The sequence below is a fragment of the Mesoterricola sediminis genome (assembly GCF_030295425.1).
Classification (GTDB): domain Bacteria; phylum Acidobacteriota; class Holophagae; order Holophagales; family Holophagaceae; genus Mesoterricola; species Mesoterricola sediminis.
Genome location: NZ_AP027081.1, coordinates 3,521,532 through 3,537,106, shown reverse-complemented (window position 1 = coordinate 3,537,106; position 15,575 = coordinate 3,521,532). Strand labels below are relative to the sequence as shown.

Below are 15,575 nucleotides of genomic sequence, written 5' to 3'. Positions count from 1 at the left end.
GACGCCCTCAGGACCGCTCCCGGCGCTCGGGGTGGTGCCAGGGCTTCCCGCCCTCCTCCCGGCGCGGCTCCTCGCGCCGGGGGGGCTCGGCGGGGCGGGGCGGCTGGACCCGGGGCCCGGGGTTCACGGGCGGCCGGGGCGGTTCCGCGGGCCGGGGCGCCGGATCCCGGCGCGGTTCGACGGGGCGGGGCACCGGCTGGCCCTGGGGCTCCCGGGGCGGCTCGGAGGGCCGGCCCACGGGCCGGGTTTCGGGCGCGCGGGGCGGCTCCACGGGCCGGAAGCCGGGGGCGCGGGGCGGTTCGGAAGGACGGGCCTCCGGCTGCCGGATGGGCCAGGGCCTGGGTGACCGGGGCACGGGCGCCTCGGCGCGGGGCTGGAAGGGCGGACGGACGGGTTCCGGCCGGTACGCCCCGGACGGCGGAGGCTCCTGCGGGCGGTACGGGACGGGGGCTCCCACCCGGCGTCCCCAGGCCTCGGCCCGGGCCCGGGCCACATCCGGGTGCGCGAGCACGTGGCGGAAGCGGTCCGGATCCCGCCATTCGCCCCGGTCCATCACGAGGCGGCCGGCATACCAGGGGCGGGGGCCGGGGCGGGGCTCGGCGAAGGCCCGCAGGACGCGGGGATCGGCGTGCAGGTGGCGGTACAGGTCCCGGGATCCGGCGTCGCGGAAGGCCACCACGTTCCAGCAGGGGCCGCTGGCCCACACGGTGGGGTGACCGTGGCGGCCGAGGGGGGCCCACCCCAGCCAGCCGCCCTCGCTGCCCCAGGCCACCCAGGCGGGGCTGTAGGCCGCGCCGGGGATCCAGTACCAGCCATAGGCCGGGGACCAGCCCCAGCGGCCGTGGTGGTGGGTCACGTAGCCCCAGGGCTCGGCGCTGATCCAGGTGAGGCCGCCGCGGAAGGCGCCCCAGCGCCCGTGCAGGTACGGCCGCCAGCCCACCTCCACCCGGAGGGGGCGCCAGCACCAGGTGTTTTCCACCTGGATCCAGGTCCCGTCCCGGTCCAGGTCATCGGCGTAGTACCGCAGGGGGGCGGGGACCCGGCCGGCACTTTCGCCCAGGCGGACCACCAGGGCCTCGTCGGCCCAGCCGTCGAAGGCGTCGCCGCCGTAGGCGGAGGCCGTGGACACCCGGTCCAGCGTGTCCGAGGGGCCGTACACCGTCAGGCGCTCCCCCGCGAAGATCCGCTCGGAGCCCCGGGTGTTCTGGAAGGTGGCCCGGCCCTGGTGGACCCGGAGGACCGTGGGGCGGCCGGGATCGGCGTCGAGGGTGAAGTCGCCCCGGGCGCCGTCGGCCAGGCGGACCTCGCCGGCGCCGGTGGCCACCTCCAGGACGGCCTCGCCGCGGGTGGCGCGGCGCAGGCGCACCCGTCCCGCCTCCAGGACGAGCCGGGTGGCGCGTTCGCCGGGCTCTCCCGCGAAGAGCTGCTCCAGCCGCAGGCGGGTCCCCGGCCCGAAGGCCACCAGCGTGCCGTCGCCCAGTTGCAGGATGCCACGCCCATGGCTTTCCACCACATCCCCTTCGCCCAGGGGGAAGCCCCGGCCCAGGGTCTCCGCCTCCCCGGACCCGGCGAGGAGGACGGTGCCGTCCACCTCGCGGACCATGGCGTGGCGCAGGGGATCCTCCCCGGGGTCCTCCCAGCCGTCGCCGGGGTCCGTCTGGGCCGCGGCGGGAAGGCCGGGGGCGAGGAAGGCGGGCAGGAGCAGGAACGCGGGGATGAGGGCCGCGTGGATTCGCTTGGAGAACATGGCTGCCTCCTTGGGGGTTCCCGCCTCTATTGCGAGAACCTTGCCAAGGCGGTTCAGTCCCGGGGGAAGGGGATCAGGGCGGTGCCCGAACCCCGGGCGGAGGGGGCGGCCTGGCCGAGCTGGATGAGCTGGGGCAGGAGGGTCAGCCAGGGCAGGGACCAGCACTCCCCGCGGCGGCTGGACCGGGCTTCCAGACGGTCCGCATGGAAGGCGAAGGCCAGGTCCCCGTCGTCGGGCAGGGGGAGGTAGACCGCGCGGCCGGTGGCGGGCAGGACCAGGGTGAGCACCCGGCCGTCGTCGCACTGGATCCAGAGGAGGCCCTCCAGGGCCTTGCGGAAATCAGGGTCGGCCACGGGGAGGGCGCCCAGGCCCCGGGCCAGGGGCGGATCCTGGCCGAACACGAGGGGGGCGCCCAGGTCCGCCACGGGGACGCCTCCGTCCCGCCAGGCGCGGAGGGGGCGCCCGGGGAGGCCGGAGCGCAGGTGGATCATGCCCCGGTCGTCGACCACCCGGAGCACGCCGTCGGCGGCGATGCGCACGGTGAGGCCCGCCTGGGGCGCCGCCACGGCGGCGGGCGGTGGGGAGGGGGGCGCCGTCTCCCCGGCCTTCCAGGGCAGGGAAGGGATGGACAGCCAGGGCAGCCGGCCCGTCTGGACCGGGGGCTCGGCCGGCGCCACCTGGGCCGGAAGGGCGGGGGCCGCCAGGGCGGAGATCAGCAGGAAGGTGCCCAGCCGCACAGGGCCTCCAGGTTGGCGGCGGCGGTCTCCGCCAGGGATTCGGGACGGAGCCCCCGCAGGGCGGCCACCTGGGCCGCCACATGGGTGACGAAGGCGGGCTCGTTGGCCTTGCCCCGGAAGGGCACCGGCGCCAGGTAGGGCGCGTCGGTCTCCACCAGGATCCGGTCCAGGGGGGCCCAGGCGGCCACCTCCCGGATGGCCTGGGCGTTCTTGAAGGTGACGATGCCCGAGAAGCTGAGGTGGAACCCCAGGTCCAGGGCGGCCCGGGCGAAGGCCAGGTCCTCGGAGAAGCAGTGGATGACCCCCCGGTCCGCGCCCTCCTCCCGGAGGATGGCCAGGGTCGCCTCCGGCGCCTCCCGGGTGTGGATCATGAGGGGCTTGCCGAGGCGGCGCGCGAGGCGGATCTGGGCCCGGAAGACCTGCTCCTGCTCCTCCCGGGGGCTGAGGTCGTAGTGCCAGTCCAGGCCCGTCTCCCCCACGAAGACCGCCGCCGGGTCCGCCAGCAGCGCCTCCAGGGCGTCCAGCGTGAGGGGGTCCCAGGTGCGGGCGTCGTGGGGGTGGACGCCCAGGGAGGCCGCGAGGCAGGGGTGGCGCCGCGCCAGGGCGAGCACCAGGCGGGAGTCGTCCAGATTGCAGCCCACGGCCACCATGCCCGTGACCCCGGCCTCCCGGGCCCGGTCCAGCACGGCCTGCAGCTGGTCCTCGCCGAGGTAGCTGCCCGTGAGATGGCAATGGGAATCCACGAGCATCGTACCCTCCGGCCCCCATGGTGCCACAAAAGCGCGATAGGCTTTATTCATGCGGCCGCTGACCACCATCCTCATCGTGGACGACGAGCCCGGCATCCGCCGGAGCCTGGGCGAATCCCTGGCCGAGGAAGGCTACGGCGTCCTCAAGGCCGAGCGCGGGGAGCAGGCCCTGGACCTGCTGGCCCAGGCCGACGGGGAGGGCATCCATCTGCTGCTGCTGGACGTGTGGCTGCCCGGAATCGACGGCCTCGAGACCCTGACCCAGGCCAAGGTCCTGCGGCCCGAGCTGCCCGTCATCATGATCAGCGGCCACGGCAACATCGACACCGCCCTCCAGGCGACCAAGCTTGGCGCCTTCGATTTCCTCGAGAAGCCGGTGGACCTGGACCGGCTCCTCCTGGTCATCGCCAACGCCCTCAAGCAGCGCCGCCTCGAGGAGGAGAACCAGCGCCTCCACCAGGAGGTGGACGCCGACCGGTTCTTCATGGCGGACAGCCCCGCCATGCGGCGCCTCATCTCCGACGTGGACCTCGTGGCCCCCACCGAGGGCCGGGTGCTCCTCATGGGCGAGAACGGCAGCGGCAAGGAGGAGGTCGCCCGGCTCATCCACGACCGCAGCCCGCGGGCCCGCGGACCCTTCGTGGAGGTGAACTGCGCCGCCATCCCCGAGGAGCTGATCGAGAGCGAGCTCTTCGGGCACGTGAAGGGCGCCTTCACCGGCGCCGTCCGGGACCAGAAGGGCAAGTTCAAGGAGGCCCACCAGGGCACCCTCTTCCTGGACGAGGTGGGGGACATGTCCCTCAAGACCCAGGCCAAGGTGCTGCGGGCCCTCCAGGAGGGCCGCATCGAGCCCGTCGGCGGCGGCGGGGCCGTGAGCGTGGACGTGCGGATCATCGCCGCCACCAACAAGGACCTGACCGAGGAGATCAAGGCCGGGCGCTTCCGCGAGGACCTCTACTTCCGCCTCGCCGTCGTCCCCCTGCGCCTGCCGCCCCTCCGGGAGCGCGTCGAGGAGCTGATCCAGCTGGCCGAGGCTTTCATCTCGCGCATCGCGCGGAGCTACGGCAGGCCCCCCAAGCGCCTCTCCCAGGACGCCCGCGAGACCCTCCTGCGCCACGACTGGCCCGGCAACGTCCGCGAGCTGAAGAACCTCATGGAACGGGCCGTCATCCTCGCCCGGGGCGCCGAGATCACCTCCCGCGACCTGGGCCCCCTCGCCGTGCGGCACCTGGCGGAGCCCGACCCCTTCTCCTTCCCCGAGTTCCCCAGCCTCAAGGATGCCCGCGAGTGGTTCGAGGGCGCCTACATCCAGCGGGAGCTCAAGCTCCAGAACGGCAACATGACGCGGGCCGCGGAGCGGCTGGGCCTGGACCGGTCCAACCTCTACAAGCGCCTGAAGGCCCTCGGCATCGAGGCCCGGGACGCCTGATGGAAAAGGTCTGGATGAAGATCGGCGAAGCCGCCCGCCGCATCGGCGTGAGTCCCAAGGACCTGCGCTACTGGGAGTCCATCATCCCCGAGATCCAGCCCCGGCGCAGCCGCGGCAACCTGCGGTACTACCACGTGGACGAGCTGGACCGCCTCCAGCGCATCCGCGGGTGGCTGCAGGAGGGCCTCACCGTCGGCGACTGCCGCCAGCTCCTCCTCCACGGCCAGCTGACCCGCGGCCTGGGCCTCGGCCTGGACGAGGAGGAGGCCCCGGCGCCCCTTCCCGCGCCGGCGCGGGCCCCCCGCCGCGCGCCCCAGTCGGCGCCCCGGGAACCTGGCCTGGCCAAGGTACGCGCGGCCCTCAAGCGCCTCCTGACCCAACTGGGCTAGTGTCGGGAGATCGAATCACCGGAACGATCGTGTCCCGATCCTTCGTGCTGGCAAGGGTAAGTAAAGTACCCGTACACCGAGTGCGCTGAGATGTCGAGTCACGCGGAGTCGGCTTCGCGGTTCAGCACGCCGACCCATCCCACCCAGGCCCTGGCCCTCAAGCGCCTCCTGACCCAGCTGGGCTCGTGTCGGTAGATCGAATCACCGGAACCGCCTTGTTCCTATCCTTCGTGCTGGCGAGGGTGAGTAATAAACCCGTACGCCGAGTGCGCCGAGAAGCCGAGTTTCGCTGAGTCGGCTTCGCGGTTCAGCGCGCCGACCCATACCACCCAGGCCCTGGCCCGCTGGCGCGGGCCGCGATGCTGCGCATCGCTCGGCTGGGGGCTCCGGGCCTTCCGCAGGCACGCCTGCGGGTGCCCTGCGCCCCCAGCCTTGGACGGGCCTGGGTCGGAGGTTCGGCCCACCGCCGACCAGCCCCAGGTGGGTTACAACACCGTCCGGCGGTGGCGGGACCGGTTCCTGGAGGCCGGGTGCCACCCTCCCGGCGGAGCGCAAGGCCGAGATCGTGCGGATGACCACCCTGGCCAAGGCCTCGGGGCTGAGCCCCTTCGCGGTGTGGAAGATCTGGAAGGCCTACGGGCTCAAGCCTCATTTCAGGCCTTGGACCGGACTCGGCCCGGGCTGCCCCTGAAACAGGGCCGCTGCGGAACGATGACCCACGACTCCAAGCGGCATGGCACCACCACCCGGAATGGCTGACGTTCCTCAAGCAGATCCGGCGGCTGAGCCCAGGCCCGTCCAAGGCTGGGGGCGCAGGGCACCCGCAGGCGTGCATGCGGAAGGCCCGGAGCCCCCAGCCGAGCGATGCGCAGCATCGCGGCCCGCGGCAGCGGGCCAGGGCCTGGGCGGTGTGGGGCGGCGCGGAGGATCGCGAAGCTGGCTCAGCGTAACTCTGCTTCTCGGCGAACTCGGCGTACGGGTTTTTTACTCACCCTCGCCAGCACGAAGGATCGGAACAAGGCGGTTCCGGTGATTCGATCTACCTACCCGAGGTTCCGGGCGGCCCCGCGCACAAAAAACGAGGGCGGCTTTGGGGAGCCGCCCTCTCTTCTTACTATTGGTCGGCGCGAGAAGATTCGAACTTCCGACCCCTACCACCCCAAGGTAGTGCGCTACCAGGCTGCGCCACGCGCCGTGAACCTCTGATTCTAGGACGGTCTGGGGGCGGGGTCAAGGCTTGTTTGGGGTGGGGTAGACTGTCCCCATGACGGAACGACTCATCCTCATCACCAACGACGATGGATGCTGGGCCCCGGGACTCGCGACCCTGGCCCAGGTGGCCTCCCGCTTCGGGCGGGTGGTCGTGGTCGCGCCGGACCGGAACCGGTCGGCGGTGTCCAGCGCCATGAGCCTCAACGACATCCTGCGCCTGGTGGACCTGGGCGGGGACCGGTACGCCTGCAACGGGACGCCCGTGGACTGCGTGCTCGTGGGGGTGCGGGCCGTCCTGGAGCGCGCGCCGGACTGGGTGCTCTCGGGGGTCAACCACGGCTACAACCTGGGGGAGGACGTCTTCTACTCCGGGACCGTGGGCGCCGCCTTCGAGGGCTCCCAGCAGGGGGCCCGGTCCGCGGCCTTCTCCATCGATCCCCTGGGGGACCTGGCGGCCGCGGGCGCCTGGATCACCCGGTTCCTGGAGCGCTGGGAGGCCCTGCCGCTTCCGGCCAACCGCATCTGGAACGTGAACTTCCCCAAGGAGGAGCCCCTGGGCTTCCGGGTGACGGGGCAGGACACGCGCAAGTACCACGACCAGGTGGAGCAGCGCATCGATCCCCGCAAGAACCCCTACTTCTGGATCGGCGGGGAGATGGGCCCCACCTACGCCCGCGGCCCCGGCAGCGACGCCGAGGCGGTGCACGGCGGCTGGGCCAGCCTCACCCCGCTGCGGCTGGACCTCGCCTGCCCGGACATCATGGGGCGGAAGCAGACCTACGAGCAGGCTTTCAACGGCAGCCTGCCGTGAGGATCCACTTCCACGTCCACGGGCGCGTCCAAGGGGTGGGGTTCCGCTGGTTCACCCTCCAGGCCGCCCGGGACCTGGATCTGGCGGGCTGGGCGCGGAACGAGCCGGACGGCAGCGTCTCCGGGCAGGTGGAAGGGGATTTGGGGCGGCTCGACCTCTTCCGGGAGCAGCTGGCGCAGGGACCCCCCTTCGCCCGCGTTTCCCGGCTGGACTGGGGGGCGGTGGATGGAGGACAATCACTTCCCCATCCATTCGAGATCCAGCGATAGGAATGCCATGAACCTGAAAACCTCCGTCCTCGATGTCCCCGGCTTCCCACGGGAAGGCCTCCACTTCAAGGACATCACCCCCCTCTTCAGCGACGCGGCCGCCTTCGCCCGGGCCATCGAGGCCATGGCGGAGCCGGTCCTGCCCCTCCACCCCACCCACGTCCTGGGCCTGGAGTCCAGGGGCTTCATCTTCGGGTCGGCCCTGGCCCACAAGCTCGGCCTGGGCTTCGTCCCGGCCCGGCGCGCCGGGAAGCTGCCCCGGCCCGTCCTCCGGGAGACCTTCGCCACCGTCTGCGGGGAGGAGGGCCTGGAGATCCACCAGGACGCCTTACAGGCGGGCGACCGTGTGCTCATCGTGGACGACATCCTGGCCTCCGGGGCCACCGCCGCCGCCGCCCGGAACCTGGTCGAGCGCGCCGGGGCCCATCCCCTGGCCCTGACCACCTTCATCGAGATGGTGGGCGCCGGCGGGCGGGAGGCCCTGAAGGGCATGCCGGTTTTCAGCGTTCTTACGTATTAAGACTCAAGGATATTTTTTTGACTAAGCAATAATACATATCGAAATCGACCCTCCCTTGCATTAATCTAGATCCCGATCCAGGGCGTCCCAACCGCCTCGTTTTGCAGGCCGTTCCATACCCGCATGCCGGGTGGGGCAGGTCTGCGCTTGTAAATATGACCCAAGACGTCACCATGTGGCGCCCCCCGATCCCCTTCCCGGTCCGCGAGGTCCCTTGTCCTTCCTGCGCGCGTTACGCTTGTTTGCTTGTCTGCTTCTCGGCGTCGGCGCCCTGGCCCGGGCGGAGGCGCCCACGGGTCTGGTCTTCCAGGAGGCGAGCCATGATTTCGGCCGCATCGCCTCCGGACGGAAGGTGACCCACGTCTTCAAGGGCGTCAACGGCGGCCAGGTCCCCCTGCGCATCACCCAGGTCCAGCCGGGCTGCGGCTGCACCTCGGCGGTCCTGGGGCAGTCCACAGTCGCCCCCGGCGGAAGCGTGGAGATCCAGGTCACCTTCGATCCCGGCGCCTTCTCGGGGCCGGTGAACAAGTCCGTGGTGCTCCACACCGACGATCCCGGCCGGCCTCTCCAGACGCTGGGTTTCCGGGCCGACGTGTTCCGGCCCCTGGAACTGATGACCAAGGCCCTGATCTTCGACGACGTCCCCCGCACCGCTGGCGGACGGGGCGAGGTCCGGGTGCGCAGCAACACCGGCCGCCCCGCGGCCATCGCCCGCCTCGCGGTCCCCGCCAAGCCCTACCTGGAGGCCGCCGTCCGCATGGATGGCGCCGAAGCCGTGGTGGAGGTGACCCTCCGCGGCGATCGCCTCCCCGCCGAAGTCTGGCGGGGCGCGGACGACATCCAGATCATTCCCGCCGATCCCGAGGCGGGGCCCCTGACGCTCACCCTCTACTGGACGGTCCAGGGCGCGCCCACCCGTTCCCGGTCCTCCCACCCCTGAATCCCTGAGAGAGTCCCCATGCGCTTGAATCCGGTTCCCTCCCTCGCGATCCTCGTCCTCGGCCTCCTGGGGCTGGGGTTGCCCATGGGCTGCGGCAGCAGCCGGAGCTACTGCGAGCAAGCGACTGAAGTGGTCGCCCCCACGGCGGCCTATCCCGACCAGACGGGCCTGGTCGGCACGGCGCTCACGGCCGCGCCGACGGTGGGCGGCCATGGGCCGATCACCGGGGCCGACGTGGCCTCCGGCACCCTGCCGCCCGGGCTCGTCCTCGGGCCCGACGGGCGCCTCACCGGCGTGCCCACGGTGCCCGGGATCTACACCGTCACCGTCACCCTCCGCAACGCGGAGGGCGGTCGGGTCGACGTGCCCGTCCGGGTCACCGTCCTCCCGGCCGGGAGCCTCCACCTCACCTACGTCTCGCCCCTGACCTTCGCGGCCGGCACCGCCATCCCGGTGCAGAAGGCCACGGCCGAGAACCTGCTGCCCGGCGCCGCCTCGACCTTCGCGGTGACCTCCGGGAATCTGCCCGCGGGCCTCAACCTGGACGCCGCCTCCGGCGATATCCAGGGCACGCCCACCACCCCGGGCCTCTACACCTGGACGGTGGCCCTCGCCAACGGCGGCCGCTCGGCGACGGCCACGGTGAGCGCCCTCGTCGAAGCCTCCGGCGCCCTCGCCCTCAGCTACCCCACGCCGCGCTGGTTCCCGATGCTCCGCCTCATGGGGCCTGAAACGCCGACCCTCGCGAACGCGACCGCGGGCCTGACCACCGCCTACAGCCTCAGCGGCGACGTGCCGCCGGGCCTCATGCTGGACGCCAGCGGCAGCCTGCGCGGGACCCCCACCGCCACCGGGGTGTACGCCTTCTCCATCACCGCCGTCAACGGCACCCGCACGGCCACCGCCAACCTCGTCTACACGGTCGAGACGGACGCGCCCCTGGCCCTGACCTACGGCGGCCGGAAGTTCTTCACGGTCGACGCCGCCATCGCCCCCCAGCCCCCCGCCCTGACGGGCGCCACCCCCAGCCTGTCCACCGCCTACCAGGCCTCGGGCCAGCTGCCGCCGGGCCTCGGGGTGGCGACCGCCGGCGCCCTGACCGGGACCCCCACCCAGGTGGGTGACTACGACTTCACCATCAGCGCCCAGAACGGCAGCCGCACCGCGGCCGCCCGGGTCCTCGTGACCGTGGAGACCCCCGGACCCCTGGCCCTGGCCTACGCCACGCCCCGCGTGTTCCCCGTCAACACCGCCATCCCCGTCCAGCTTCCGGCCCTCGGCAATCCCACCTCGGGCCTGGTCACCACGTACGCCCTCTCCGGCAACGTGCCCAAGGGCCTCGCCATGACCCCCGACGGGCAGATCTCCGGCACCCCCACCGTGCCGGGCATCTACGCCTTCACCATCACGGCCGTCAACGGCAGCCGGGTCGCCGCCTCCCAGGTCACCTACTCCGTGGAGAACCAGGGTCCCCTGGCCCTGGCCTACGCCACGCCCCAGTACTTCCCGGTGAACGCGGCCATCGCGACCCAGAGCCCCTCGCTGGGCAACGCCAGCCCCGGCATCCCCACCACCTATGCGGCCACGGGCCTCCCCGCGGGCCTGGCGATCAACGCCGACGGCACCATCACCGGCACCCCCACCGCGCCGGGCACCTACCCCGTCTCCGTGACGGCCACCAACGGCAGCCGCGCCGCCACCGCCGCCCTGACCTACTACGTGGAGAACACCGGGGTCCTGACCCTGGCCTACGCCACGCCCAAGTACTTCCCCGTGAACGCGGCCATCGCCACCCAGACCCCGTCGGTGGGCAACGCCAGCGCCGGCGTCGCCACCTCCTACGCGGCCACGGGCCTCCCCGCGGGCCTGGCCATCAACGCCGACGGCACCATCACCGGCACCCCCACCGCGCCCGGCACCTACCCCGTCTCCGTGACGGCCACCAACGGCAGCCGCGCCGCGACCGCCGCCCTGACCTACTACGTGGAGAACACCGGGGCCCTGACCCTGGCCTACGCCACGCCCAAGTACTTCCCCGTGAACGCGGCCATCGCCACCCAGACCCCGTCGGTGGGCAACGCCAGCGCCGGCGTCGCCACCACCTACGCGGCCACGGGCCTCCCCGCGGGCCTGGCGATCAACGCCGACGGCACCATCACCGGCACCCCCACCGCGCCGGGCACCTACCCCGTGTCTGTGACCGCCACCAATGGCAGCCGCACCGCGACCGCCGCCCTGACCTACTACGTGGAGAACACCGGGGCCCTGACCCTGGCCTACGCCACGCCCAAGTACTTCCCCGTGAACGCGGCCATCGCGACCCAGACCCCGTCGGTGGGCAACGCCAGCGCCGGCGTCGCCACCACCTACGCGGCCACGGGCCTCCCCGCGGGCCTGGCGATCAACGCCGACGGCACCATCATCGGCACCCCCACCGCGCCGGGCACCTACCCCGTGTCCGTGACCGCCACCAACGGCAGCCGCACCGCGACCGCCGCCCTGACCTACTACGTGGAGAACACCGGGGCCCTGACCCTGGCCTACGCCACGCCCAAGTACTTCCCCGTGAACGCGGCCATCGCCACCCAGACCCCGTCGGTGGGCAACGCCAGCGCCGGCGTCGCCACCACCTACGCGGCCACGGGCCTCCCCGCGGGCCTGGCGATCAACGCCGACGGCACCATCACCGGCACCCCCACCGCGCCGGGCACCTACAGCGTGTCCGTGACGGCCACCAACGGCAGCCGCACCGCGACCGCCGCCATGGCCTACTACGTGGAGAACACCGGGGCCCTGACCCTGGCCTACGCCACGCCCAAGTACTTCCCCGTGAACGCGGCCATCGCGACCCAGACCCCGTCGGTGGGCAACGCCTCCTCGGGGATCACCACGGCGTTCGCCGCCACCGGCCTGCCCACGGGGCTGACCCTCAACGCCGACGGCACGATCACCGGCACTCCCGCCGCCACGGGCGTCTACAGCGTCTCCGTGACGGCCACCAACGGCAGCCGCACCGCGACCGCCGCCCTGACCTACTACGTGGAGGCCACCGGTTCCCTGGCCCTGTCCTACGCCACGCCCCGGTACTTCCCCGTGGGCGCGGCCATCGCCACCCAGACCCCGTCGGTGGGCAACGCCTCCTCGGGGATCCCCACGACGTTCGCCGCCACGGGCCTGCCCACCGGGCTGACCCTCAACGCCGACGGCACGATCACCGGCACTCCGACGGCCCAGGGGATCTACAGCGTCTCCGTGACGGCCACCAACGGCAGCCGCACCGCGACCGCCGCCATGACCTACTACGTGGAGAACACCGGGGCCCTGACCCTGGCCTACGCCACGCCCAAGTACTTCCCCGTGAACGCGGCCATCGCCACCCAGAACCCGACCGTGGGCAACGCCACCGCGGGGATCACCACCACGTTCGCCGCCACGGGCCTGCCCACGGGGCTGACCCTCAACGCCGACGGCACCATCACCGGCACCCCCACCGCGGGCGGCACCTTCTCCGTCTCGGTGACCACCACCAACGGCAGCCGCACCGCCACCGCCGCCCTGACCTACTACGTCGAGAACACCGGGGCCCTGACCGTCTCCTACCCGACCCCGGTCTACGCCACCGTGAACGCGGCCATCGCCACCCAGACGCCGACGGTGGGCAACGCCACCAGCGGCATCACCACCACGTTCGGTTCCGCCGGGGGCACCTTCCCCGCCGGCCTGACCCTGAACGCGGACGGCACCATCACCGGCACGCCCACCGCCACCGGGACCTACGCCTTCTCCATCGCGGCCATGAACGGCAGCCGGTCGGGCGTGGCCTCGCCCACCTACTACGTGCAGAACGCCGGGGCCCTCACCCTCAGCTACGCGACGCCCCAGACCTTCACCTCCGGCACGGCCATCTCGACCCAGAGCCCCACCCTCGGCAACGCCACGACGGGCTTCTCCACCAGCTACGCCGTCGTCTCCGGCACCCTCTCGCCGGGCCTCACCCTGAACGCGGACGGCACCATCACCGGCACGCCCACCACCGTGGGGACCTACGCCTTCTCGATCCGGGCCACGAACGGTAACCGGACGGCCACGGCCGCCCTCTCCTACACCACCGTCTCCGCGGCGCCCACCGCCCTCAACTACACGACGCCCGTCACCTACACCGCGACCGTGGCGATCACCCCCAACCTGCCCAACGCCTCCGGCGGCGCCCCCACCTCGTACGCGGTGACCTCCGGCAGCCTGCCGACGGGCCTCACCCTGAACACCACGGACGGGACGATCTCCGGCACGCCCACCGCGGCGGGCACCTTCTCCGTCACGATCCGCGGGACCAATGGCTCGGGCAACGCCAGCCAGAGCCTGAGCATCACGGTCCTCGCCTACCCGACGGCCAGCCTCACCTCCAACCCCACCATCGTCCCCGTCGGCCAGAGCTCCAGCCTCACGGCCATCTTCAAGGGCGGGACGGGCGTGGTCACCGGCGGCAACCTCTCCGGCCCCACCCCCACCACCGACGGCAACAGCGTTCCCACGGGCATCATCCTGTCGCCCACCTCCTACACCTACACCCTCACCGTCACCAGCCCCCAGGGCTACGTCGCCACCTCGAGCACGACGGTCCAGTGGATCCCCGTGCCCTCCGACACCTGGACGACCACCATCCCGAACACGGGCGGCAGCTTCGCCCCCGACGGCAGCAGCGCCCTCAACGGCCAGATCTCCCTGGTCGTGCCCTCCCAGGGCGGCACCTGCGGCGACATCACCCTCACGGTCAACCGCGAGGACACGCTCCCGGGGAGCTTCCCCGCCAGCGTCGCGACCTACTCCAAGGTCTTCAACATCGCCACCGACCTGGGCTACCCCTTCAAGGTACCGGTCACCATCACCCTCACCTACGATCCCACGGCCGGCAGCCCCAACCTCGGCGGCGCCGACCTGCCCGTCCCCTTCTACTGGGACGCCAACTACGGCGCCTGGGTGGCCACCGGCCTGAAGAGCGTCAACACCAGCGCCAAGACCGTCACGTTCACCACCCTGTCCCCCGGCCGCTACGTGGTCGCGGCGGTGCCCGGCCTCGCCAGCGCCCTCGCCACCCAGGCCACGGGCTTCGCCGCCGGCACCGACGGCTGGCTCCAGAACAACGTGGACGTGTATGACCTGCCCGGCGGCGCCGGCCTCGGCATGAGCAGCTTCGCCTCCTGGTATTACAACTTCCGCAAGGCCGCCAACGGCGGGACGGGCCTCTACAGCCTGTTCCCCTCCGCCTCGGACACCGCGGCCAAGGGCCTCATCAGCCGCCTGGCCAACGGCACCGCCGACGACTGGAACCAGGTCTGGGACCAGAGCGCCTACAGCCTCACCGACGTCCAGACGGGCCTGGCCCTCATCACGGGCCTGAAGGTGACCGGCCAGCCCCAGCTCTTCCTCATGGGCGACGCCCGGCCGGCCGTGAACAACGCCCTGGCCACCCTGGCCACCAAGTACGACCTGAGCACCGGGAAGTTCACCCTGCTCGACCCGAACTACCCCGGCAACACCCTGACCATCGCCTGGAACGCCTCCACCGGCGCCTTCTCCAGCTACGACCGCGACATGGCCTACAGCCCCTCCTTCGCCGCCTACGCCTTCGAGGGCCAGACCACGGTCCATCGCCTGGCGGACTACGAGAAGGTGCTCTCGGGCGCCGAGGCCGGCTACCCGACCTCCTCCTTCGCCACCGTGGCCCTGGACAGCATCGGCGGCGTCACCAGCCCCGACGTCTCCACCACCGTGACCGTGGCCAGCAACCTGAACGTGCGGGTCACCGGCACGGTCACCAACGGCGACGAGACCGCGACCGCCCTCTTCTGGAGCCAGAACGACCAGGCCCCGCGCACGGCCGTGACCCTCACCCCCGTGGACGCGACCCACAGCACCTTCGATTTCACCATCCCCCAGCTGGCCGACCCCTACGGGACCACGGTCATGCTGGAGACCACCAGCAACCCCTGTGATCCGACGTTCTCCCACTCGGGCTTCCAGCAGTTCTCCGTCAAACAGGCCAGCCTCACCCCCTGGTTCCCCAACGCCTGCTTCGAGGACAGCACGTCCAGCGCCTCGCCCTGGAGCCTCCAGCAGGGTTCCAACTCCGGCGTCGCCTACCCCAACGTCGACTCCACCAACCCGCTCGCCTACAAGGCCAACACCTTCAGCTGGCCCTCGGGGGAGATGAACGGCTACAGCGTCAGCTGGAGCGCCGGCAGCATCGACAGCGCCGTGGTCAACAGCCCCACGCACGCCGCCGACCCCTACGTCCCGAGCATCCTGTCCGTGCTCGACGGCAACAACGCCTTCCGGATCAACAACGCCGCGACCGGCGCCCACATCAGCCGCCTCTACCAGACCATCACCGTCCCCTCCAGCGTCCAGCGCCCCAAGCTCTCCTTCTACTGGGCCTTCGTCGCCCAGAGCGCCGGCCACATCCCCTCCCAGGAGCCCTACGTGGACATCGTGGTCCTGGACACGACCACCGACGAGGTCCTCTACTACGTGCACCACTTCCCGCCCTCCACCGTCAGCGGCACCGCCTACTCCGACGGCTACCCGGGCTGGATCTCGGGCGCCGGTTCCGGCTCCTCCCAGTGGTTCGGCATCTCCTGGCAGAAGGTGTCCCTCAACCTGGGCACGGGCCGCGCCAACCACAACCTCCGGATCGTGGTGACGGCTGCGGACTGCACCCAGGGCGGCCACGGCGGCTACGCCTACCTCGACAGCATCGGCTGCCAATAGCTTC

Annotated in this window: 11 protein-coding genes and 1 tRNA gene; 8 read left to right on the top strand and 4 right to left on the bottom strand. The window is 72.1% G+C overall.

Annotation, left to right across the window (positions count from 1 at the left end):
- Positions 1-7: 7 nt before the first annotated feature.
- From R2J75_RS15420 to R2J75_RS15410, 3 genes are read right to left on the bottom strand one after another with little or no spacing between them, the layout of a single operon-like run.
- On the bottom strand, positions 8-1,747 hold the full coding sequence (locus R2J75_RS15420) for a DUF6600 domain-containing protein (protein WP_316410531.1): 1,740 nt from the start codon (positions 1,745-1,747) through the stop codon (positions 8-10).
- 53 nt (positions 1,748-1,800) lie between these two features.
- A complete protein-coding gene (locus R2J75_RS15415) occupies positions 1,801-2,484 on the bottom strand; it encodes a hypothetical protein (RefSeq protein WP_243346926.1) in 684 nt (227 codons plus the stop codon).
- Positions 2,460-3,233: a TatD family hydrolase gene (locus R2J75_RS15410; RefSeq protein WP_243346912.1), complete on the bottom strand. Its 774-nt coding sequence runs from the start codon at positions 3,231-3,233 to the stop codon at positions 2,460-2,462. Before R2J75_RS15410 ends, R2J75_RS15415 begins: the two co-directional genes overlap by 25 nt.
- A gap of 49 nt (positions 3,234-3,282) precedes the next feature.
- On the opposite strand from R2J75_RS15410, the gene R2J75_RS15405 reads away from it, so the two are divergent.
- The 3 genes from R2J75_RS15405 to R2J75_RS15395 all read left to right on the top strand — a co-directional run bounded on the left by R2J75_RS15405 (position 3,283) and on the right by R2J75_RS15395 (position 5,742).
- Positions 3,283-4,662 carry a sigma-54-dependent transcriptional regulator gene (locus R2J75_RS15405; protein ID WP_243335714.1) on the top strand — a complete coding sequence of 460 codons (1,380 nt, stop codon included), beginning with the start codon at positions 3,283-3,285 and terminating at the stop codon, positions 4,660-4,662.
- Positions 4,662-5,051, top strand: coding sequence for a helix-turn-helix domain-containing protein (locus R2J75_RS15400; RefSeq protein WP_243335716.1), 390 nt, complete (start codon positions 4,662-4,664; stop codon positions 5,049-5,051). Before R2J75_RS15405 ends, R2J75_RS15400 begins: the two co-directional genes overlap by 1 nt.
- Positions 5,052-5,616: 565 nt before the next feature.
- The gene (locus tag R2J75_RS15395; RefSeq protein WP_316411610.1) at positions 5,617-5,742 is read left to right on the top strand and encodes a hypothetical protein; all 126 of its coding nucleotides are present in this window, start codon (positions 5,617-5,619) and stop codon (positions 5,740-5,742) included.
- A gap of 427 nt (positions 5,743-6,169) precedes the next feature.
- Here the strand turns inward: R2J75_RS15395 and R2J75_RS15390 are convergent.
- Positions 6,170-6,246 (bottom strand) — tRNA-Pro (locus R2J75_RS15390).
- A 69-nt stretch (positions 6,247-6,315) separates the two neighbouring features.
- Here R2J75_RS15390 and surE point away from each other — a divergent pair.
- The 5 genes from surE to R2J75_RS15365 all read left to right on the top strand — a co-directional run bounded on the left by surE (position 6,316) and on the right by R2J75_RS15365 (position 15,571).
- Positions 6,316-7,074, top strand: a complete 759-nt coding sequence (surE, locus tag R2J75_RS15385; protein WP_243335718.1) for a 5'/3'-nucleotidase SurE — start codon at positions 6,316-6,318, stop codon at positions 7,072-7,074.
- On the top strand, positions 7,071-7,343 hold the full coding sequence (locus R2J75_RS15380; RefSeq protein ID WP_243335720.1) for an acylphosphatase: 273 nt from the start codon (positions 7,071-7,073) through the stop codon (positions 7,341-7,343). The genes surE and R2J75_RS15380 overlap by 4 nt, the downstream gene beginning before the upstream one ends.
- A 7-nt stretch (positions 7,344-7,350) precedes the next feature.
- Positions 7,351-7,863, top strand: coding sequence for an adenine phosphoribosyltransferase (locus tag R2J75_RS15375; RefSeq protein ID WP_243335722.1), 513 nt, complete (start codon positions 7,351-7,353; stop codon positions 7,861-7,863).
- Positions 7,864-8,077: 214 nt separating this feature from the next.
- Positions 8,078-8,803, top strand: coding sequence for a DUF1573 domain-containing protein (locus tag R2J75_RS15370; protein WP_316410530.1), 726 nt, complete (start codon positions 8,078-8,080; stop codon positions 8,801-8,803).
- 18 nt (positions 8,804-8,821) lie between these two features.
- Entirely contained in the window at positions 8,822-15,571 is a 6,750-nt protein-coding gene (locus tag R2J75_RS15365; RefSeq protein WP_316410529.1) for a beta strand repeat-containing protein, read from the top strand.
- Positions 15,572-15,575: the final 4 nt, after the last annotated feature.

Bases quoted from the DNA above. Each gene is read 5' to 3' on its own strand.
- R2J75_RS15420 (WP_316410531.1), bottom strand. From the start codon at position 1,747: ATGTTCTCCAAGCGAATCCACGCGGCCCTCATCCCCGCGTTCCTGCTC.
- R2J75_RS15410 (WP_243346912.1), bottom strand. From the start codon at position 3,233: ATGCTCGTGGATTCCCATTGCCATCTCACGGGCAGCTACCTCGGCGAG.
- R2J75_RS15405 (WP_243335714.1), top strand. From the start codon at position 3,283: ATGCGGCCGCTGACCACCATCCTCATCGTGGACGACGAGCCCGGCATC.
- R2J75_RS15400 (WP_243335716.1), top strand. From the start codon at position 4,662: ATGGAAAAGGTCTGGATGAAGATCGGCGAAGCCGCCCGCCGCATCGGC.
- surE (WP_243335718.1), top strand. From the start codon at position 6,316: ATGACGGAACGACTCATCCTCATCACCAACGACGATGGATGCTGGGCC.
- R2J75_RS15375 (WP_243335722.1), top strand. From the start codon at position 7,351: ATGAACCTGAAAACCTCCGTCCTCGATGTCCCCGGCTTCCCACGGGAA.
- R2J75_RS15365 (WP_316410529.1), top strand. From the start codon at position 8,822: ATGCGCTTGAATCCGGTTCCCTCCCTCGCGATCCTCGTCCTCGGCCTC.